The sequence below is a fragment of the Kocuria coralli genome (assembly GCF_008831305.1).
Taxonomy (GTDB): domain Bacteria; phylum Actinomycetota; class Actinomycetes; order Actinomycetales; family Micrococcaceae; genus Kocuria; species Kocuria coralli.
Map to the genome: position 1 here is coordinate 123,134 of NZ_ML708613.1, position 21,135 is coordinate 144,268.

Consider the following 21,135-nt stretch of genomic DNA (forward strand, 5'->3'; position numbering starts at 1 on the left):
CCGGCGACGGGCCGAGCACACGACCTGAAGACACGAACCGGATACAGAAGTCGGATACAGAAGTACTGAAGGAGAATGCGATGACCAAGGTTTCATGGATCGGATTGGGCGCCATGGGCGCGCCCATGGCCAGCGTGCTGGGGCGCAACGGCGTGCCCGTGAGCGCTTTCGACCTCGCCCCGGACGCGGCGGATCGCGTCGGCGACGGTGTGACGCTGTTCCCCACCGCACGGGAGGCCGTGGAGGGCTGCGACGTGGTGGTGGTCATGGTGGCCACCGGGGCGCAGCTGGAAGCGGTGCTCTTCACCGCGGAGGCCGGGATCGCGGAGTCGCTCACCGAGGGCGCCGTGGTGCTGGTGATGTCCACGGTGGGCCCGGGCGCCGTGGAGGCGGCGGGAGCCCGTCTGGCCCCGCAGGGCATCGGCGTGGTGGACGCCCCCGTGTCGGGCGGGGTGGCCCGCGCCAAGACGGGTGACCTGCTCGTCATGGTGGGCGGCCCCGCCACGGAGATCGCCAAGGTTCAGGAACTCCTGGACCTGATGGCCGGCGACGCGCCCGTGGTCGGCTCGACCGTAGGGGACGGCCAGCGGTTCAAGGTGGTCAACCAGCTGCTGTGCGGCGTGCACATCGCCGTGGCGGGGGAGGCCCTGGCCCTGGCGGACTCGATGGGGCTCGACCCGCGGCAGTGCCTGGAGGTCTTGCAGGGCGGGGCGGCGTCGTCGTTCATGCTCGGGGACCGGGGCCCTCGCATGCTCGAGGGGGAGGACGCAGAGGTGCGCTCCGCCCTGGACATCTTCGTCAAGGACATGGGGCTGGTCACCGACGCCGCCCGGACCGCGCAGCAGCCGGTGCCCCTGGCCTCCGCCGCCGAGCAGATCTACATCCGCGGCCGGCGGGAGGGTATGGGCCGGCGCGACGACTCCAGCGTGTACGACATCTTGCGATCGCGCTAGGCGACCGCCGCAAGACCGTCGCGATGGTTGCCGCCGTCCGCCCGTTTCCGCGGGGATCTCCGCGGAAACGGGCGGACGGCCCCGCAACAGGCGAGGTGGGGTCGCTCTCAATCCACCCCGCGGGCGGGAGGGGCACCGCTACGCTGTGGGGAACCCATCTGAAAGGACCCTTGCCTTGTCTCACCCTGCCCCCGCCCTCTCCGCCGAAAAAGGCGGGCTCGCCTCAACGCGCCGCACCAGTGTTCCCGGCAACCTGGTCCGCGGCGCCATGATCGGCACGGTCGAGACCGTTCCCGGTGTCAGCGGTGGCACGGTGGCGCTCGTGGTCGGGATCTACGACGACCTGATCGGTTCCGCCAGCGAGGTCATCTCGGCCTTCCGTGCGCTGTTGCTGGGCCCGGACCGCAGCGCCGAGTTCAAGGCGCACATGGGTAATGTCGCCTGGCGCGTGGTGATCCCCGTGGTCATCGGCATGGTGGCCGCGCTGCTGCTGATCGCCGGGCCCATGGAGCATTTGGTGGCCACCTATCCGGAGCTGATGCGGGCGATCTTCTTCGGCATGGTCGTGGGCTCGGTATGGGTGCCGTTCTCCCTGGCGGGCAAGGGATGGAACTGGGCCGACGTCCTGCTGGGCATCGGCGCGGCACTGGTCGCCTTCTTCCTGGTCTCCATGCCCACCACCACCCTGGAACCGCAGCCGTGGATCATCATCCTGTCCGCCGCCGTGGCGGTATCCGCACTGTTGCTGCCGGGTCTCTCCGGCTCCTTCATCCTGCTGACCATCGGCATCTACCAGCCCACGCTGCGCGCCGTCGACAACCTGGACTTCGGTTACCTCGGCCTGTTCCTGCTGGGCGCTGTCCTGGGGATGATCGTGATCGTCAAGGCGCTGCAGAAGCTGCTGGAACACCACCATCGCGGCACCATGATCGCTCTGGCCGGCCTGATGATCGGCGCCCTCCGCTCGCTGTGGCCCTGGCAGGACGACGACCGCAATCTGCACGCGCCCGGGGACGACTGGGGCATCCTGCTCATGGCAGGCCTGGCCGGCCTGATCGGCGTGGTGATCCTGCTGGTGGTGGACAACCGCATCGCCGCCCGGAACGGTCAGTAGCCAGCCGGCGCACGACGACGGCCCGGTGCTCCTGCGTAAAGCAGGGCACCGGGCCGTCGTCGTCAGAAGGGGCGCTGACCGGCGTCCCGGGCGACCTGATGGATCAGGCGGTCGTGCGGGCCTTCGGCTTGGGCCAGGGGGCCTTGAACAGCCAGGAGAACGGTGCTCCGCGCTGGAAGAGCCGGGCCAGGACCCAGGAGCCCAGGAAGGCCATGGTGCAGCCGGCGATGTAGTGGATCCAGAAATTCTCCACGCCCGCCATGACCAGGATGCGGCGCGTGACCAGCATGATCGGGATGTGCGCCACGTACCAGACCAGCGAGGTCCGGCCGATGAAGCGTATCCACCCCGTCCGGGCGTCGGGGATGGCCCTCACCAGGGTGATCGCCGCGATGATCCCCGCGATGGCGAAGGGGACGATCTCCACGCGGTACTCGATGCGTGCCGGGTAGGTGAGCGAGAAGTAGGCCCCGAACGCGGCCAGCACCGCCGCGATGATGGCGGGCGTGGGACGCAGCAGGCGATTGACCAGATCCCAGTGCCGGGAGGCCAGCTGGCCCAGGAAGAACCACCCTGCGAAATAGAGGAGCTGGCCCAGCAGGGATGCCGCGTAGGGCTCGAACCACGAGCCGATCCAGGCCGCGAGCACCGGCACCCACGCAGGCAGGAACTTGATGAACGGCGCGATGGCGAAGTAGATCATCAGGAAGAAGATGAACCACAAGTAGGACGTGGAGACCCAGGCCATGGGCTCCAGATATTGCTCGCCGCCGTTGCTGACGCCCAGGAAGATCGCCGCCCAGATGACATACGGCCACAGCAGGTTCTGCATCTTCCCGAGCGTGTACTGGCCCAGGTTCTTCTTGAGCGCCCGGTCCAGCAGCAGCCCGGAGAGCAGCATCAGCGCCGGCATGCGGAACGGCACCAGAACGTCCTGCAGGGCCTGGAACCAGATCGTCGGGAAGATCTGGTATTCGATCAGCGTGGTGGAGCCGTGTCGCAGGATCACCAGCACGATCGCCAGGCCGCGCATGGTGTCCATCCAGGTGAAACGCTGGGTGGTCGGCATCGGGGTGACGGCAGTGTTTTGGGGGGCGGGCATAGGACTCCATGATCCGGGCAGAGCTGAGCGCTAGGTCGCATGCCTTGGCTCCAGTGGTCAACATGGGTCAGCTTGCCCCCATAACTGCAAGTTGCGCAAATGCTTGAGAGATGCATCACCTTTCGTTCGCCCCTGTCAGGAGCCCGGCCGTCCCCTCTGGAAGGAGGTCATGACGGGGCACGGGGATGACGGACACGGGCATAGTGGTGGCATGTCCCACCACGAACGCGTCCGTGCGGTCTACGACGACGCCGCCCCCGCCTACGACGCCCTTCTTCCCGACCTCCGGGTGGAGCAGCCCGTCGACCGGGCCATGATCGGCGCCTTCTGCGACGAGGTCCTGGCCACCTCCGATCACCGGGTCCTCGATGCGGGGTGCGGCAACGGCCGCATGATCCAGGAGCTGCGCAGCCGCGGGGTCTCGCCCCAGGGGGTGGACCTGTCGTCGGGGATGATCGGCCAAGCACGACGACGGGAGCCGGAGATCGATTTCCGGGTCGCCGATCTGCGTCATCTCCCCTACGCGGACGCGAGCTTCGGCGGTGTGATCGCCTGGTACTCCCTGATCCACTACGACTACCCGGAACTCGCGGAGGCGCTGACAGAGCTCGCCCGGGTGACGGCGCCTGGCGGCATCCTGCTCACGGGGTTCCAGTCGGGCGCCGGGGCTCGCGAGATCGTCAACGCGTACGGGACCAGCGGCACGATGACCGCCTGGCTCCACCCGCCTCAGGAACTCGGCTCCATCGCGGAGCGATCGGGGTGGACGACGACGGCGACCACCCTCCGGGCCCCCGTCATGGAGCCCTACGGCCAGGGGTTCGTGCTGGCCCGCCGGGCGGGCTGACTCGTTCGTCACATCGCGGAATAGCATCCGGCGGCAGCGCGCTACCGATGGGCGGAAGGACCTGGTCCGCAACTGCCTGGAGGTATACCGTGCCGAATCTGTTCGATCCCCTGAACGCCGGCGAACTGCGTCTGCGCAACCGCGTGGTCATGGCGCCGCTGACACGCTCCCGCGCCGGTGAGGACGGCGTGCCCACGGATCTTCACGTGGAGTACTACACCCAGCGTGCGAGTGCGGGCCTGATGATCACCGAGGGCGCGTTCCCGGCCTTCACCAACCGGGCGTTCCTGGGACAGCCGGGAATCACGAACGACGAGCAGCAGGCCGCGTGGGCCCGTGTGGCCGATTCCGTCCATGACCAGGGCGGGCTCCTCGTCATGCAGATCATGCACGCCGGTCACGTGACCCATCCGGGACTGACCCGGGGAGCCCAGCCGGAGGCCCCCGGAGCCACCGCTACGGACAAGGCATACCTCCGGACCTACGACGGCAAGCAGGCAACGGTCCCTGCCCGCCCGCTGACCGCCGAGGACCTGGTGCGGGTCAAGGGCGAGTTCGTCTCCGCCGCCCGCCGGGCCGTGGACGCGGGGATGGACGGCGTCGAACTGCACAGCGCCAACGGCTATCTCCTGCACGAGTTCCTGAGCCCCGGCACGAACCGGCGAGACGACGACTACGGCGGATCCCCGCAGGCCAGGGCGAAGTTCGTCGTCGAGGTGATCCGGGCGGTGGCCGAGGAGATCGGCGCCGGGCGCACCGCCGTGCGCATCTCCCCGGAGCACAACATCCAGGGAGTGCCGGAGGTGGACCACGGTGACGTCACCGCCACCTACGACGCCCTGATCGACGGCGTCAACGACCTGGGGCTGGCTTACCTGTCGGTGCTGCATGCCGCCGTCGACGGCGACCTCGTGACTCACCTGCGGCATCGCTTCAACGGCGCGTTCCTGCTCAACAGCGGGTTCGGGGCGAACACGGCTCTCGAGGAAGCGGAGCACATCGTCGACGAGGGGGTGGCAGACGCCGTCGTCGTGGGGCGCCCCATCATCGCCAACCCCGACCTGGTGATCCGGTGGCGCGACGGCCTGCCGGAGAACACCCCGGACCCGGCCACCTTCTACACGCCGGGTCCCGAGGGGTACATCGACTACCCCTTCGCGTCCGTGGCACAGCCGGCCCGAGCCTGAGGGGCGCTGGAGCTTCCGCTGAGGGGTGTCCTGGCAGGGCATCCCTCGAGATGCCGACTGACCGTAGCCTGAGGGCACGAACACGGTCGGTGGCTGGGAGGCCTACCGGAGAGGCGGGAGGTCTGAGGTGCATACGCGGGTACTGGGGCAGGGTTTGGAGGTCTCGGCGGTCGGGCTGGGGTGTATGGGCATGTCCCAGAGTTATGGCCCCAACCCGGGGACCCGTCAGGAGATGATCGCGGTGCTGCGTTCGGCGGTCGAGGAGGGGGTGACCTTCTACGACACCGCGGAGGTGTACGGGCCTTATGTCAACGAGGAGCTGGTGGGGGAGGCTTTGGAGCCGATCCGTGATCAGGTCACGATCGCCACGAAGTTCGGGTGGCGGATCGAGAACGGCCGGAGCGCGGGCCTGGATAGCAGGCCGGAGCAGATCCGCCGGGTCGCGGAGGGGTCGCTGAAGCGGCTGCGCACGGACGTGATCGACTTGTTCTATCAGCATCGGGTGGACCCGCAGGTGCCGGTCGAGGAGGTCGCCGGCGCTGTGGGGGAGTTGATCGCTGAGGGCAAGGTGAGGCATTTCGGGCTCTCGGAGGCCTCGGGGCCGACGATCCGGGCGGCGCACGCGGTGTGCCCGGTGACGGCGTTGCAGAGCGAGTACTCGTTGTGGACGCGGGATCCCGAGGGCGAGGTGCTGGGGACGCTGGCGGAGCTGGGGATCGGGCTGGTGCCCTTCAGCCCGCTGGGCAAGGGGGTGTTCACCGCCACGGTGGCGGGGGCCGCGTCGTTCGGGGCGGATGATATTCGTTCCCGTATTCCGCGTTTCGATCCTGAGAACCTGGAGGCCAATACGGCGCTGGTGGATCATGTCGAGGCTCTGGCGGTGTCCAAGGGCGTGACGGCGGGGCAGGTGGCGTTGGCATGGTTGTTGCTGCAGGCGCCGTGGATCGTGCCCATCCCGGGGACGCGGCGTACCGGGCGGATCCGTGAGAACGCCGGTGCTACTGAGGTCGGACTCTCGGCTGATGAGCTCGATGATCTCAACCGGCTGGTGGAGAGGCTCGGGGTGCGCGGTGATCGTTACAACGCCGAGCACATGGGCTACGTCGGCGGGTAGCCCCTAGCGAGCCCCCTTACATTCCCCGCACGGCATATACACGCAGACACACCACACCGCAAAGACATCAAGAGACATCAGGAGCAGCGATATGGAGACGGACCAGTTCATCGCGCAGATGGACGCAGGCCGGCCGGCGCTTCCCGGCACCGATCTGGCGCAGACGATGGACGCCCTCGCGAACGAGGCCATCCGGCTGTGCATGGAGCTGAACACCCGGTACACCACCCCGGAGGAACGGGTCGAGATCATGTCGCGGATCACCGGTCGCGAGGTGCCGGCCTCGTTCCGCATCTTCCCGCCGTTCACGGCCGACTGCGGGAAGAACATCCGCCTGGGCGAGCGGGTCTTCATCAACAGCGGCTGCCGGTTCCAGGATCAGGGCGGCATCACGATCGGCGACGACGCCCTCGTCGGCCATAACGTCGTGATCGCGACCCTCAACCACGATCTCGACCCCGAGCTGCGAGCCAGCACCGTCCCGGCGCCGGTCGTGATCGGTCACAGCGTGTGGATCGGCGCGAACGCGACCGTTCTTCCCGGCGTCACGATCGGCGACGGCGCCGTGGTCGCGGCCGGGGCGGTCGTGACCAAGGACGTGCCCGCCCGGACGGTCGTGGGCGGGGTGCCCGCCCGCGTCATCAAGAACCTCTAGCGCGCCCCGGCATCCTGGGCCGCCTGCAGGAACTCCAGGGCCAGCGGCCCTCCGGTGACCGCTCCGCCCTCGCCGTCCTCGACGAAGACCGAGATCGCCAGGTCCTCGTGGGCGGCGATGATCCAGGCGTGCGTCTTGGGCGGGTCGTCATTGCCGAACTCCGCGGTGCCGGTCTTGCCGATCGCGGTGTCCGGGTTCAGCGCCTGCAGGGTCTCCAGATATCCGGTGGCCACCACCTCGCGCATGCCCGTCCGCAGCTGCTCCGCCTCCTCCTCGGTCAGCGGGGTGGAGGCGGTCGCGGTCGAGGAGGGGGCGTCGTCGGTCACCAGGACGGGCGCCACGGTGTGACCGGCCACGACGGAGGCCGTGATGGCCGCCATCGCCAGCGGCGAGACCAGCGTCCGGCCCTGGCCGAACAGCGCCGCGGCGTGCGCAGCCCCCGTCTCCTCATCGGGCATGGAGCCGCTGAAGGCGTCGATGCCCAGGTCGTATTCCTGGCCGAGGCCCAGCGAATGCGCGGCGGTGGAGAGCGCGGTCTGGTCGACACGGTCGTACTGGGAGATGAAAGCCGTGTTGCACGAATGCGCCAGGGCGTCCTTGATCGGGATCTCCCCGATGAAGTCCGGCGAGTACCCGGGAGCGTTGCCGAACTGGGCGCCTCCGGCGGTGATCGTGGGGGTGCAGCTCACGGTGGAGTCCATGGTGTCCCCCAGCCGCACCATGGCGAGCGAGGTCACGACCTTGAACGTGGACCCCGGCGGGTACTGCCCCTGCGCGGCCGTGGGGTAGCTCTGGGACCCCGCGCCGTCGGCCAGTGCCAGGATGTGCCCGTCGGACGGGCGGATCGCCACGATGGCGGAGGGGGACTCCACGTCGGCCAGGGTCGACTCGGCGGCCTCCTGCAGCGCCTGATCCAGGGAGATGTGCAGATCCTCGCCGCTCACCGGGTCCGTCTCGAAGACCGTGCGCGCAGTCGAGGACTGCGGTGTGCCGTCCTCGGCCAGCTGCGCGATGGACACGGCCACGCCGTGGCGCCCCGAGAGCCTCTCGTTGAACGCCGCCTGCAGTCCCCCGCGCCCGATCGTGTCCCCGGCGACCAGCTGGCCATCGGAAGCCTCGATGTCCTCGGCGGTCACATCGCTCACGCGCCCCAGGGTGCTCGCCGCGAAGGTGCTGGTGGGGGCCAGGGCCATGGTGGTCTGCGACGCCGTGTACCCGGGGATGGCCTCCGCCGCCGCCGAGTCCAGCTCGCGATAGGCGTCCGCGCGCAGCGAGATCGCGGGCACGAAGGCATCGGCGGAGGACTGGGCGACCGTGGCGGCATACGTGTCGGCGTCCACGTCGACGACGGCGGCCAGCTGACGCGCCGCGGAGTCCTGCTGGGCCGCATCGACACCACTGAGGTCCAGGCCCACCTGATAGACGGGCCGCTGGGAGACGATGACCTGGTCGCCGGCGCCGACGATGCTGCCGCGTTCCGCCGGGTTGCTGGCCAGGCGGAAGCCCTCGCCCTCCGCCATCGAGGGCTCGAAGATCGTGGGGGACCACACCGGCTGCCAGGCCTCGTCCCCGTCGGGGCTGATGGTCACGGTGGTGTCGTAGCTCCACTGCTCCTCGACGTCCGGGACATCCCAGGTCCAGGTGAAGGTGGCGTCGCGGGACCCGGCGTCGTCGATATCGCCCAGGGACGCGACCTCGACGGTCCACTCGGCGCCGGGCACGTTGGCGACGATGCGGTCGAACTGCTCCTGGGCCTCGGCACCGCTGATGCCCTCGAAGGCGATCCCGGAGATGTCGTGGTCGCTGAGGGCCTGAGCCAGGGCGGTGGCCTCGTCGCTGCCGCGGCCTCCGTTGATCAGGCCGCAGCCGGTGGCCAGCAGCATGAACGCACCGGCACCCGCGCCGCCCAGCAGCGTGCGACGGCTGAGGATCCCGTACGTGACGGGTGGCTGAGGTCGTTCTGATGTCATGGCTGCCTTCCGATCTGACGGCCGGGACAGGGGGGTCCGGCCGATCTGAGTCGATGCTAAGGCAAGGACCCGGGTGCGAGGACGCAGCCGCTACGGGCGTGACGAAAGGTACTCGCCCAGGACCGCCGACCCCAGGTCCTCCGGCTCCGGGGCGACCACTCGTCCGTCGACCCGGCGGGCCATCGCACCCAGGAACCGTTCGAGCCCTGGGTCGTCGCCCAGCCTGAAGAACGTGCTCTGGGCGCCGAGCCGGGAGACCTTGTCCAGCTCCGCGACGGTCAGCTCCAGCGTGGGCTGGGAGGTGGGCCAGTCGAAGTAGGCGTCGCCGTCGGGCATCAGGTGGGCGGTGGGCTCGCCGTCGGTGACCACCAGGAGCACGGGCTGCATGGCCGGGTGCTTCCGGAAGAACCTGCCGGCCAGGAGCAGGCCGTGATGCAGGTTGGTGCCCTGCTCGTGGACCGGCGGCAGGGCCGTCAGCTCCTCGGCGGCCATGCTGTGCGCCCAGCGCCCGAAGGAGATCAGCTCGAGGGCGTCGCCGCGGAATCGGGTGGAGACCAGATGATGCAGCGCCAGCGCGGTGCGTTTCATGGGCAGCCACCGCCCCTGGGCGGCCATCGAGAACGAGGTGTCCACCAGCAGCGCCACGGCCGCCTGGGTGCGTGCCTCGGTCTCCTGGACCTCGACGTCGCTCACCTGCAGCCGGACACCGCGGGCGGGTGAGCCCCCTTCGGCGACGGTTCGCTGCACCGCGTTGGTGATGGTGCGCGTGACGTCCCAGGGCTCGACGTCGCCGAACTCCCACTCCCGCGTGGCCCCCGTGGGCTCTCCGGCGGCACCGGCCAGGCGGGTGTCGCGGGCGCCGGCGCGGCCGCTGAGCTGGCGCGCCGTGTCCTGCAGGAGGGACTTCCCCAGCCGGCGGATGGCCTTGGGGGAGAGCTTGAGAGAGCCGTCCGAGGCGCGTTGCAGCAGCCCGGAATCGCGCAGTGCCTTCTCCAGCTCGGAAAGGGTCCGGGCGTCGACGGCGGCCTCGTCGCCCAGTTGTCGGGCGAGGGCCTCGACGTCGATGTCGTCCAGGCCGGCGCCCTGATGATTCTGGGCGAGCTGATCGGAGAGCGCGTCCAGGTCGGCGATGTCCTGCAGCAGTCCCGTCCCGTCCCCCAGGCCCATGCCCTCCTGTCCGTCGAACCGTTCCGAGCCGGTCCAGTCCTCCCCGGGACGCAGCGCCTGCAGGTTGGCGTCCAGCTGACCCAGCTGGGCCATCAGCTCCGGGGAGCCGAATGCCTGGGCCGAGAGCTGCATGAGCTCCTGCCGCTGCTCGGGGGTCATCGAGTTCATCATCCGCTGGGCGGCGGCCGACCGCTGGGCCATGGCGTCGATCAGCTCGTCCACGGACTGCGGGTCCTCGGGGAAGAACTCCCCGTGCTCGTCCATGAACTCCTGGAAGTCGGCCTCCGTGTCCTCGCCGCGGGCGTGCTTGGCCAGCAGGTCGTTGAGGTCGCGGAGCATCTCGCCGACGCGCTCGCGGTCCTCGTCGGTGGCGTTCTCCAGGGCCTGCTTCATGCCCGCGAAGCGCTGGTCCAGGACCTCCCGGCCCAGGAGATCCTTGATCCGGTCGTAGGTCTCCCTGGCGTTCTGCGAAGCCCAGTCGTAGTCGGCCAGTTCGCTCACGGCCGCCGCGGTCGATTTCGGCAGATCGTCCAGCCGCATCTCCCGGAACTGACGGTCCATGGGATCCATGCGGGCATCGCGCAGGAACTGCTCGCGTTCCAGGCGCAGCGCTTTGTCCAGGAGGTCCTTGACCTCGTCCAGCGTCCCGCCGAGCTTATGGCGTTTCAGCAGGTCACGGCGCCGTTGGTTGACGCGGCGGGAGAGGTCGTCCAGGCCCCGCTGGTTCCGGCCCCCGCGACGCAGGAACTCCCGCAGCGCCTCCCGGGGGGAGTAGCCCTCCATGACGTCGCGGCCCACGGCGTCCAGCGCCTCGGTCAGATCGACCGGGGGCGCAAGGGGGTCCGGGCCGCCGGTGTAGCGGCCGTATCGGCTGTAGTGACGATGAGCGGCCATCTCCGGCCCTTCTTCCTGCTCGGTCCTGCGGCTCGGCCTTCCTGCTCAGCCGTAGATCGTGCCCTCGGCGTCGGCGTCCTTGGAGATCTTCTGCGAGAGGAACAGAGCCTCCAGCGCCAGCTCGATCGCATTCGCACGTTCGCCGGGGGTCGTCGCGCCCAGCCGGTCGGCGAGCTGGTCGTAGAGACCGGCGGTGCTCCCGCCGTCCTCCGCGTCGTCGCCCTCGTCCTCTTCCAGCTCGGGCAGGCCGCCCAGGAACTCCCGGGCGGGGACGTCCCCGCCGGTGCTGACGGTCACGGTGCCGTCCAGGGCCTCGATGAGGGGCCCCAGGTTGATGCCGCGGAAGGACGACTGCACGGTCTCCATGGTGGCCCGGCGCAGCAGATGCTCCAGGACGGCGATCTCGCGGCCCTCTTCGCCGGACTCGAACTCGATCTTGCCCGCCAGCACCTCCACGGCCGCCTCGATGTCCACCAGGCGGGCGACCGCCTGCTCCTCCCCGTGCAGGGTGGCCCGGCGCAGGGCGGAGGCCGCCGTCGTCTCCGCCCCGGCGATCGAGAAGCGGGCGGAGACGCCCGAGCGCTGGTCGACCGCAGGGGACTCGCGCAGCAGGCGGGTGTAGCGGGCCAGGATCTCCAGCAGGGTGTCCGGTACCTCGGCCACCAGGTCGGCCTCCTGCCGGGTCACGGCGATCTCGTCGGCCAGCTCGATGGGGTAGTGGGTGCGGATCTCCGCGCCGAAACGGTCCTTGAGCGGCGTGATGATCCGGCCGCGGTTGGTGTAGTCCTCCGGATTGGCGGAGGCGACCACCAGGACGTCCAGCGGCAGGCGCAGCACGTAACCGCGGATCTGGACGTCGCGCTCCTCCATGACGTTGAGCATGGAGACCTGAATGCGCTCGGCGAGGTCCGGGAGCTCGTTGATGGCCACGATGCCGCGGTGGGCGCGGGGCACCAGGCCGAAGTGGATGGTCTCCGGGTCGCCCAGCCGGCGTCCTTCGGCCACTCGGACGGGGTCGACGTCGCCGATCAGGTCCGCGACGGAGGTGTCCGGGGTGGCCAGCTTCTCAACGTAGCGCTCGTCGCGGTGCCGCCACGCGATCGGCAGGTATTCGCCTTCCGCCTCGATGCGCGCCCGCGTGGCCTCCGTGATGGGGTCCTCCGGATGCTCGTGCAGGTCGGAGCCCTCGACCTCCGGGGACCACTCGTCCAGCAGTCCCGCGAGGGTGCGCAGGAGCCGGGTCTTGCCCTGGCCGCGCTCGCCCAGCAGCACGATGTCGTGGCCCGCGATCAGCGCCCGTTCCACCTGGGGCAGCACGGTGTCGCTCAGGCCATGCAGACCGGGCCACGGATCGCGGCCTTCGGCCAGTGCGGAGAGGAGATTGTCGCGGATTTCCTGGCGCAGGGGGCGGTAGTCGTAGTCCGACGCGCGCAGCTCGCCGAGGGTGTGGATGTCGGGGCGCTCAGTCACATCGTCAACGCTAGACCCCCCGTCAAGAGGGTGGTGTGGCCCCCGAGCGGTCTTGAGGTGCGAGTTGAGCCGCCGATCGCCGTCGTCCATCCCGCGAGACACGAGTTGGGCCGCCCATCAGCGCTGACGGGCGGCCCAACTCGCAACTCGCCGCTGGAGGGGTCCGCGAGGGGGCGAGGGATGGCACCGATCAGCGGTCCAACTCACATCTCGGCGGAGGACTCCGCGAGTAGCGTGGGGTTCGTGAGTAACGACGACGCCGGCCGCCCCACGATCGTGATGCTCGTCCGTCATGGGGAGACCCCCACCACGGGCAAGGTCCTCCCCGGGCGCGCGCCCGGCCTGCACCTCTCGGAACGCGGGCGGGAACAGGCCCGGGCGGTCGCGCAGCGACTGGCGGGCGTGCCCGTCAGCGCCATCTACACCTCCCCCATGGAGCGCACCCGGGAGACGGCCGTCCCGTCCGAGCGGGCCACGGGCTTGACGGCCCGGACGGAGCAGGACCTCATCGAGTGCGACTTCGGCGATTGGACCGGCGAGAACCTGACCGATCTGATGAAGCTGCCGGAGTGGTCCACCGTGCAGCGGGCGCCGTCGTCGTTCCGCTTCCCGAACGGCGAGAGCTTCTCCCGCATGCAGTCCCGAACGGTGGACGCCGTGGACCGGGCACGTGAGGCGCACCCCGGAGGAGTGGTGGTCTGCTTCTCCCACGCCGACCCGCTCAAGGCCGTCCTGGCTCATGCCCTGGGCACGCACCTGGACCTGTTCCAGCGGATCGTGGTGGACCCGTGCTCGGTGTCGGTCATCGCCTACCACCCAGGCCAGGCCCCCGCGGTGCTCCGGGTCAACTCGACGGACGGCCCGCTGGCCTCCCTGATCCCGCCATGACCCCCGACGACGAAACCCTCCTGTCCACCGGGGAGATCGACCTCCTGGGCCTGATCGAGGCCAGCAGCAACTCCGCCCTGCTGGCCAGGGTCAGTGCGGGCGGCCGCACGAGCCTGGCGATCTACAAGCCCGGTGAGGGCGAGCGCCCCCTCCGCGACTTCCCGCCGAAGATCTACCGCCGTGAACGCGCGGCCTATGTCCTCTCCGATGCCCTGGGCTGGGAGGTCGTGCCCACCACCGTGCTGCGGGAGGACGGGCCGTTCGGGCCCGGCTCGCTCCAGAGATACATCCAGCACGACCCCCTGCTGCACTACTTCACGCTCTACGACACCCGCCCGGAGACGCATGACGAGCTCCTGAGGATGGCGGTCTTCGACCTCGTCGCGAACAACACCGATCGCAAGGGCGGGCACGTGCTGCTGGATCCCGACGGCCACGTCTGGGGCATCGACCAGGGCCTGTGCTTCTCCGCGCCCTTCAAGCTGCGGACCGTGATCTGGGAGTTCGCGGGACGGCCGGTGCCCGATGATCTGCTGGAGGACCTGGGCGGGCTGCTGGACGAACTGCCCGCCGAACTGGCCGAGCTCCTGTTCCCCATGGAGCAGATGGCCCTCCAGATGCGCGTCGCGGATCTCCTGGAGAACCCCGTCCTGCCGTTCGACGAGACGGGCGGCTATCGCGTGCCCTGGCCCCCGCTGTGAGGGACCCGGGGAGAGCCTCACGATGACAACTTCTGCGAACCGTGTTGCCCGGGCGGCCCTTCGCGTCTACTGTTCTTGGTGAGCTAACGCTTACAGGATTGTTACTTGGCAGCCCCGCCTCCTCGCGGGACCTGCACACCGAGGCAAGACCTGAGATGCACCCGTGTGCGTCTCGGGTCTTTTTTATTGCCCGGAAATAGCCGGTGAGCGTAGTCAGCATCCTCGGCGACGACGCCGGGGCGAACCGGAAAGGCAGACGATCATGGCGAAAGTGGACTATCCCGCGCTTGCCGACGACATCTTCGAGAGGGTCGGCGGGGCGGACAACGTGGAGACGGCAGGGCATTGCATCACCCGCCTGCGCCTGCGCATCCGCGACATGGAGAAGGTGGACAAGAAGGGCATCGACCAGCTCCCGGGCGTGATCACGGTCGTGGAGGCCGGCGGTCAGTTCCAGGTGGTCATCGGCGACAACGTGGGCATCGTCTACAACGCGTTCGCCCGGCACCTCCCGGATGACAGCAGCCCCGCAGGCGGAAGCGGACAGGAGGAGGGCGAGAAGCAGAACCTGCTCAACCGCTTCATCCAGCTGATCTCCGCGATCTTCCTCCCCATCGTGTGGGCCCTGGCCGGCGCCGGCCTGTTCAAGGCCTTCGTGGCGCTCGCCGTGACCCTGGGCCTGCTGGACGGCGAGTCCCAGACCTTCATCATCCTGGATGCCGCCTCGGACGCGGTGATCCACTTCCTGCCCATGCTGCTGGCCGTCACGGTCGCCAAGAGGTTCGGGGCGAACCAGTTCGTGCTCCTCGGCATCGCCGGGGCCCTGATGTATCCGACGATCCAGGGTCTGTACGAGACCGGGGAACCGGTCCATTTCTTCGGGATCCCCGTGGTGATGATGAGCTACGTGTCCTCGGTCATCCCGATCATCGTGGCCGGCTGGGTCCTGGGCATGTTCGAGCGTCTTCTGGACAAGATCCTGCCGGGCTCCATCCGCAACTTCACCAAGCCCCTGCTCTCGCTGCTGATCATGGTCCCCGCCGTGCTGATCGTGATCGGGCCCATCACCACCTACGCCGCGACCGGCCTGGCCTCCGGGATCACCTACCTGTTCGGCCTGGCCCCGTGGCTGGGCGGTGCCATCGTGGGCGGCCTGTGGCAGGTGCTCGTGATCTTCGGCCTGCACTGGGGCACGGTCCCGGTCATGCTCAACGACCTGACCACGCAGGGCTACAGCCTCCTGACCGGCCCGATCGTCCCCGCCGTGATCGCCCAGGGCGCCGCGACCGCCGCGGTCTTCATCCGGACCCGTTCGGCCAACCGTCGGCAGCTGGCCGGCCCGGCAGCCCTGTCCGGCATCATGGCCGGTGTCACCGAGCCCGGGATCTACGGCGTGAACCTGCCCCTGAAGAAGCCCTTCTATTTCGGCGTCGTCGGCGGCGCCGTGGGCGGTGCCATCGCCGGGTTCGGCGGCAGCGCCGCCAACTCGTTCGTGATCCCGTCCGCACTGGCCCTGCCCGCCTTCCTGTACGTCGGCGACTTCGGCCTGCTGCTGATCGGCATCGCCGTCGCCATGGTGATCTCCTTCGTGCTCACCTTCTTCTTCATGGACCGGGAGTCCCCGGATGGAGAGGCCACCGAGACCGCGGCCCCGGCTCCTGCCGACGAGGTCGCACCGGAACCGCAGGATCCCGCGGCCCCCACCGGGGCCAACGCCTCCGTCGCGGAGGGCGGCGCGGGCACCGCGACCTTGACCCGCACGAGCGTCGTCGACGTCGTCTCCCCCGTCTCCGGCACCCTGATGCCCCTGGAAGAGGTCCAGGACAAGGTCTTCGCCTCGGGCGCGCTGGGCAAGGGGGTGGGCATCACCCCGGACGAGGACACGGTGCGCTCACCGCTGACGGGCAAGGTCATCTCCGTCGCCGGATCCAAGCACGCCTTCGGGTTGAAGTCGGATGACGGCGTCGAGCTCCTCGTCCACATCGGTATCGATACCGTGGAGCTCAAGGGCGAGCACTTCACCACCGCCGTCGCCAAGGGCGAGCAGGTCCGGGCCGGAGACGTGCTGGCCACCGTCGACTTCGCGGCCGTCAAGGCGGCGGGCTACGACACCACCACCATCGTCACCGTGACCAATACGGCCAAGCTCCAGGAAGTCACCCCGGCGCAGGCAGGTCCCGTGGAGGCGGGTGCCCCGGCCCTCGTCGTGATCCCCTGAGCCCGACCCGACCACGACCGCAACAACCACGACCGCAACAACGTCAGAGAACAGGAGAACCCATGACGACGACGTTCAACGAAGGCTTCCTGTGGGGCGGCGCGACCGCCGCCAACCAGTTCGAAGGTGCCTACGACCAGGACGGGAAGGGCCTGTCCATCCAGGACCTCATGCCCCGGGGGATTTCCGCCCCGCCGTCGGAGGAGCCCACGCCCGAGAACCTCAAGCTGGTGGGCATCGACTTCTACAACCGGTATGCCGAGGACATCGCGCTGTTCGCGGAGATGGGGTTCAAGACCTTCCGGTTCTCGATCGCCTGGAGCCGTATCTTCCCCAACGGGGACGACGAGTCGCCCAACGAGGAGGGCCTGGCCTTCTACGACCGGGTGCTCGATGAGCTGGAGAAGCACGGCATCGAGCCGCTGGTCACGATCTCCCACTACGAGACGCCGCTGAACCTCGCGCGCACGTACAACGGCTGGACGGACCGGCGCCTGATCGGGTTCTACGAGCGGTATTCGAAGGTGCTGTTCGAGCGCTACGGCCACCGGGTCAAGTACTGGCTGACCTTCAACGAGATCAACGCCATCATCCACGCACCCCTGATGGCCGGAGGCATCCTCACGCCCAAGGAGGAGCTGAGCAAGCAGGAGCTCTACCAGGCCATCCACCACGAGCTGGTGGCATCGGCCCGGGTGACCCGCATGGCGCACGAGATGATGCCCGGCTCGCAGGTCGGCTGCATGATCCTGGCGATGCCCACCTACCCGCTGACCCCGGATCCGCAGGACGTCCTGGAGGCGCTGCACACCGAGCAGGGCAACTACGCCTTCGGGGACATCCACTGCCGCGGGCAGTACCCGGGGTACTTCCTGCGCACCCTGCGTGAGGCCGGCGTGGAGCTGGAGATCACCGATCAGGACCGCGAGGACCTGAAGAACACGGTCGACTTCGTCTCCTTCAGCTACTACATGAGCGTGTGCGCCACCGCGGACCCCGCCAAGAACGTCAAAGGCGAGGGCAACATCATGGGCGGGATGCCCAACCCGACCCTGGAGGCCTCGGAATGGGGCTGGCAGATCGACCCGGTCGGCCTGCGGATCGTGCTCAACGATTACTGGGACCGGTGGCAGAAGCCGCTGTTCATCGTGGAGAACGGCCTGGGCGCCAAGGACCAGCTGGTCGAGGCCGACGGCGTGAAGACCGTGGAGGACGATTACCGGATCGCCTACCTCGACAAGCACCTGGTCCAGGTCGGTGAGGCGATCCAGGACGGCGTCGACGTGCTCGGCTACACCACCTGGGGCTGCATCGACCTGGTCAGCGCCTCCACCGCGCAGATGTCCAAGAGGTACGGGTTCATCTACGTGGACCGCAACGACGACGGCACCGGCTCCCTGGAGCGGTACCGCAAGAAGTCCTTCGACTGGTACAAGGAAGTCATCGCGACCAACGGCGGCTCGCTGGGCTCCTGACCATCGCAGCGCCTGCGGTACCCGGGTGGCTCCCCGCCGCCCGGGTCCCCGCGGGGGGCAGTGCACCCCGCAGGGACCGGAGCGGTGCCCAGGAACCTGCGGCGGGAGTCCGGAGATGAGCTCAGGAGATGAGCTCAGGAGATGAGCTCAAGAGCTGAGAAAGACGGTGAACGTGGAGATCCTGCGGGTCTTCAACAACAATGTCGTCCTGGCCAGACCGGCCCAGGGCGATGAGGTCGTGCTGACCGGCCGGGGCCTGGGTTTCCAGGCCAGGCCCGGGCAGGCCGTGGACGAGTCCAAGGTCGTCCGCGTCTTCGCCCCGGTGGACGGCCGCGACGTCGACCACCTCGGCCAGCTCGTGGCCGCGGTGCCGCCCGAGCACGTGAAGCTCGCGGTGGTGGCCCTCGAGAGCGCGGGGCTCTCCGAGGTCGCCGACAGCAGTCCTTCCCTGGTCGTCACGCTGTCCGACCACCTGAGTTTCGCGATCAAACGGGTGCGGGAGAACATCCGCCTGGACTATCCGCTGGAGACGGAGGTCGGGCATCTGTTCCCCACGGAGCTGAAGCAGGCGCAACAGGTGCTGGCAGCGGTCAACGAGGCCAGCGACGTCCGGCTTCCCGACAGCGAGGCCGTGGCCATCGCGCTGCACCTGGTCAACGTCGGCTTCACCACGGGGGACCTGTCCTACACCTACAAGCTCACGGGCATCCTGCAGCAGCTCCTGGAGGTCGTGGGCCAGACGTACGGGCGGAACCTGGACAACTCGTTCATCAGCGTGGCCCGTTTCATCACGCATCTGCGGTATCTGTTCGTCCGCATCCAGTCCGGCAAGCAGCTCGCGGGAGAGGCCTCGGCGGTCGGTGAGGCGATCCGGACCTCGCAGCCGGAGGCCTACCGCTGCGCCGAACGCGTCGCTGCCCTCCTGGAACTGCGCCTCGACACCACCGTGACCCCCGATGAGACGGCCTACCTGGCGTTGCATATCGCCCGGGTGGTCTCCGACCCCAGAACCTGAACGGCGCCCGAGCGGTGCGGCGGCCCCGACCGGACCGGTATCGTCGTCGCGCGGAAGAACCCGCCCCGAACCGCACGCCATTCATCGTGCCCCATTCATTTCACGCCCCATTCATCTCACAAGGAGAACACCGCATGACCGACTACCGCCTCGTGGCCTTCGACATGGACGGCACCCTGCTGGACTCCAGCCGCGATCTCCAGCCGGGGACCCGCCGGGCCTTCGAAGCCATGCATGCGGACGGGACGCGCATCATGCTCGCCTCGGGGCGCCCCATCCCGGGTCTGGCCATGCTCGCCCGCAAGCTCGGCCTGGGGGAGAACCTGGTGTTCGCGGGGATGAACGGCTCCGTGGTGGTGGACCAGGCCAGCGGCGAGGAGATCGCTCGCCACCCGCTGCCCATGGACACGGCGGTGGCGCTGATCAAGGCCGCCAAGCGCCACGGGATCCGGGTCATGATCCCGAACGACGGCGAGCTGATCGTCGAGGACGGCTCCCACCCCGTCGTGACCCACGAGGCCGGCGGGAACGACCTGACCATCCGGGTGGTCGAGGACCTGACCGCGATCGACGTGGCGCCCACCAAGGTCCTGTTCACGGCGGACCGGGAGATCCTGGAACCGCTGTTCGACGATCTCGTGCGCGAGTTCGAGGGTGCCATCGAACTGGCCTACTCCGCGCCGATCTACCTCGAGGCCACCGCCCGGGGCGTCGACAAGGGCTCGGCGATCACGGACTTCTGCAAGGCCGACGGCGTGGAGCTCTCGCAGGTGATCGCATTCGGCGACAACGGCAACGACATCGGCATGCTGCGGACCGCCGGCCTGGGCGTCTGCATGGGTAACGGCATCCCCGAGGCCAAGGAGGCCGCGGACCTGGTCACCACGTCGAACAACGACGAGGGCATCGCCCGGGTCCTCTCCCAGCACTTCGACTTCGAGTTCTGAGCCCGGGGGTTCACCAGGCCCAGCTGCCCCGATAGCCGCGACCCGCTAGCGTGGGTTCATGGAACGCGTGTGGTGGAACGGGCCGCTCGACGTCGAAAGCCTCGCGCTCGATTCGGTCGATGCGGCTGCCCGGGCTCTGGGAGAGCTCACCGGAGACGCCGGCCGGTTCGCGCCTTCGGCGCCGGCCACCGCGGCGGCCTTCGATTCGCTGGGTCACCTCCGCGTCGATGGCCGGATGCCCCGGTTGTTCTCGCCGTTGTCCGACTTCTGGCCCACCCGGGACGGCTGGGTCCGGACCCACGGGAACTACCCGCACCACGCTCGCCGGATGCTCGCAGCGCTGCAGGTGGACGATGTCGCAGCCGTCTTCGACCCGGGGGCCGATGCCGGGAGCGTGAGGGACGCGGCCGGCGTCGTCGGCGATGCGCTGCTGCGGATGACCGCTGCCGATGCGGAGCGGTCCATCCAAGCGGAGGGAGGCATTGCCGCCGCTGTGCGGAGCCCTGACGAGTGGTCGGCAACCCTGATGGCTCAGGATCTCGCGGGGACCCCGTGGCTGCAGATCACCCCCGCTGCAGCGGCCGGCCGGCCCGACGAGGCGCTCTGGCATCAACGTCCTCACTCTGATCGTTCGACCGTGCGCCCGCTCTCCGGCCTGCGCGTCCTAGACTTCACCCGCGTGATCGCGGGGCCCATCGCCACGCGGCTCCTGGCAGCGCTGGGAGCGCAGGTGCTGCGCATCGACCCTCCGCAGCTGCCCGATCTGCTGGACCAGCACATCGATGCCGGGTTCGGCAAACGATCCGCCTATGCGGACCTCGCGAACCCGCGGGACCGGGCGGCCGTGCTCCGGTTGGTGCAGTCCGCCGACGTGGTGGTCACGGGGTACCGCCCGGGGGCCTTGCGGCAGTTCGGCCTGGACGAGCAGTCCCTCCTGGCGGCACGACCGGAGCTGATCGTGGCCAGCCTGGACGCCTGGGGAAGGAGCGGCCCCTGGGGCCGACTGCGCGGTTTCGACAGCATCGTTCAGGCGGCCAGCGGGATCGCCACGATCTACGGTCACGACGATGGATCGGGCTGGCGGCCCGGTGCGCTGCCCTGCCAAGCCCTGGACCACGCCACCGGCTACGGGGTCGCCGCCGGGATCATCGAGCTGCTGGCCCGTCAGGCGCAGTCCGGCCTGGGCGGTGCGGTGCATCTGGCGCTGGCCAGAACTGCCGCGGAGTTGCTCGCTCGGCAGAGCGTTGACGCTCCGGTGAGCGAGCTGGACCTCCCCGCAACGCGCACCATGGACAGTGAGTTCGGGCCGTTGGCCTATACGCCACCGCCTCTGCTCGTGGACGGCGAGCTCCTGGACTACACGGCCGCGCCCGTTCCGCCAGGCTCCTCCCCTTTGTCCTGGTGGTGATCGACCCGTC

The 21,135-nt window shown here is 69.1% G+C and carries 17 protein-coding genes; 13 read left to right on the forward strand and 4 right to left on the reverse strand.

Annotated features, from left to right (window positions below; genetic code table 11):
- The first annotated feature begins 80 nt into the window (after window positions 1-80).
- Entirely contained in the window at window positions 81-953 is an 873-nt protein-coding gene (locus FCK90_RS04860; protein WP_158033175.1) for an NAD(P)-dependent oxidoreductase, read from the forward strand.
- Between the two features lie 175 nt (window positions 954-1,128).
- Window positions 1,129-2,067, forward strand: a complete 939-nt coding sequence (locus tag FCK90_RS04865) for a DUF368 domain-containing protein (protein WP_246179994.1) — start codon at window positions 1,129-1,131, stop codon at window positions 2,065-2,067.
- Between the two features lie 103 nt (window positions 2,068-2,170).
- Here the strand turns inward: FCK90_RS04865 and FCK90_RS04870 are convergent, their stop codons facing one another.
- Window positions 2,171-3,169, reverse strand: a complete 999-nt coding sequence (locus FCK90_RS04870; RefSeq protein ID WP_158033176.1) for an acyltransferase family protein — start codon at window positions 3,167-3,169, stop codon at window positions 2,171-2,173.
- Window positions 3,170-3,380: 211 nt separating this feature from the next.
- Between FCK90_RS04870 and FCK90_RS04875 the strand changes: the two genes are divergently transcribed.
- The 4 genes from FCK90_RS04875 (at window position 3,381) to FCK90_RS04890 (ending at window position 6,972) form a co-directional block, all read left to right on the forward strand.
- The gene (locus FCK90_RS04875; protein ID WP_181954196.1) at window positions 3,381-4,016 is read left to right on the forward strand and encodes a class I SAM-dependent DNA methyltransferase; all 636 of its coding nucleotides are present in this window, start codon (window positions 3,381-3,383) and stop codon (window positions 4,014-4,016) included.
- An 89-nt stretch (window positions 4,017-4,105) separates the two neighbouring features.
- Entirely contained in the window at window positions 4,106-5,203 is a 1,098-nt protein-coding gene (locus FCK90_RS04880) for an alkene reductase (RefSeq protein ID WP_158033178.1), read from the forward strand.
- A gap of 127 nt (window positions 5,204-5,330) precedes the next feature.
- Entirely contained in the window at window positions 5,331-6,317 is a 987-nt protein-coding gene (locus FCK90_RS04885) for an aldo/keto reductase (protein ID WP_158033179.1), read from the forward strand.
- A 91-nt stretch (window positions 6,318-6,408) separates the two neighbouring features.
- Window positions 6,409-6,972: a DapH/DapD/GlmU-related protein gene (locus FCK90_RS04890; protein WP_158033180.1), complete on the forward strand. Its 564-nt coding sequence runs from the start codon at window positions 6,409-6,411 to the stop codon at window positions 6,970-6,972.
- On the opposite strand, the gene FCK90_RS04895 is transcribed toward FCK90_RS04890, so the two are convergent.
- From FCK90_RS04895 to FCK90_RS04905, 3 genes are all read right to left on the reverse strand, one after another.
- Entirely contained in the window at window positions 6,969-8,942 is a 1,974-nt protein-coding gene (locus tag FCK90_RS04895) for a penicillin-binding transpeptidase domain-containing protein (RefSeq protein WP_158033181.1), read from the reverse strand. The two genes, FCK90_RS04890 and FCK90_RS04895, sit on opposite strands and share 4 nt — an antisense overlap.
- A 90-nt stretch (window positions 8,943-9,032) precedes the next feature.
- Window positions 9,033-11,003 carry a vWA domain-containing protein gene (locus FCK90_RS04900; protein ID WP_158033182.1) on the reverse strand — a complete coding sequence of 657 codons (1,971 nt, stop codon included), beginning with the start codon at window positions 11,001-11,003 and terminating at the stop codon, window positions 9,033-9,035.
- Window positions 11,004-11,048: 45 nt separating this feature from the next.
- Window positions 11,049-12,473 (reverse strand): sigma 54-interacting transcriptional regulator, encoded by a 1,425-nt coding sequence (locus tag FCK90_RS04905; RefSeq protein WP_158033183.1) that lies wholly within the window; start codon window positions 12,471-12,473, stop codon window positions 11,049-11,051.
- Window positions 12,474-12,752: 279 nt separating this feature from the next.
- Here FCK90_RS04905 and FCK90_RS04910 point away from each other — a divergent pair, with 279 nt between their 5' ends.
- From FCK90_RS04910 to FCK90_RS04940, 7 genes are all read left to right on the forward strand, one after another.
- Window positions 12,753-13,361 carry an MSMEG_4193 family putative phosphomutase gene (locus FCK90_RS04910; RefSeq protein ID WP_246180010.1) on the forward strand — a complete coding sequence of 203 codons (609 nt, stop codon included), beginning with the start codon at window positions 12,753-12,755 and terminating at the stop codon, window positions 13,359-13,361.
- Window positions 13,358-14,062, forward strand: a complete 705-nt coding sequence (locus FCK90_RS04915) for an SCO1664 family protein (protein ID WP_158033185.1) — start codon at window positions 13,358-13,360, stop codon at window positions 14,060-14,062. Before FCK90_RS04910 ends, FCK90_RS04915 begins: the two co-directional genes overlap by 4 nt.
- 262 nt (window positions 14,063-14,324) lie before the next feature.
- Window positions 14,325-16,280, forward strand: coding sequence for a beta-glucoside-specific PTS transporter subunit IIABC (locus FCK90_RS04920; RefSeq protein ID WP_158033186.1), 1,956 nt, complete (start codon window positions 14,325-14,327; stop codon window positions 16,278-16,280).
- Between the two features lie 62 nt (window positions 16,281-16,342).
- The gene (locus tag FCK90_RS04925; RefSeq protein WP_158033187.1) at window positions 16,343-17,755 is read left to right on the forward strand and encodes a glycoside hydrolase family 1 protein; all 1,413 of its coding nucleotides are present in this window, start codon (window positions 16,343-16,345) and stop codon (window positions 17,753-17,755) included.
- 166 nt (window positions 17,756-17,921) lie between these two features.
- Window positions 17,922-18,770, forward strand: a complete 849-nt coding sequence (locus tag FCK90_RS04930) for a PRD domain-containing protein (protein WP_246179996.1) — start codon at window positions 17,922-17,924, stop codon at window positions 18,768-18,770.
- A gap of 134 nt (window positions 18,771-18,904) precedes the next feature.
- Window positions 18,905-19,717 (forward strand): HAD family hydrolase, encoded by an 813-nt coding sequence (locus FCK90_RS04935; protein ID WP_158033188.1) that lies wholly within the window; start codon window positions 18,905-18,907, stop codon window positions 19,715-19,717.
- 58 nt (window positions 19,718-19,775) lie between these two features.
- A complete protein-coding gene (locus FCK90_RS04940) occupies window positions 19,776-21,125 on the forward strand; it encodes a CoA transferase (RefSeq protein ID WP_158033189.1) in 1,350 nt (449 codons plus the stop codon).
- Window positions 21,126-21,135: the final 10 nt, after the last annotated feature.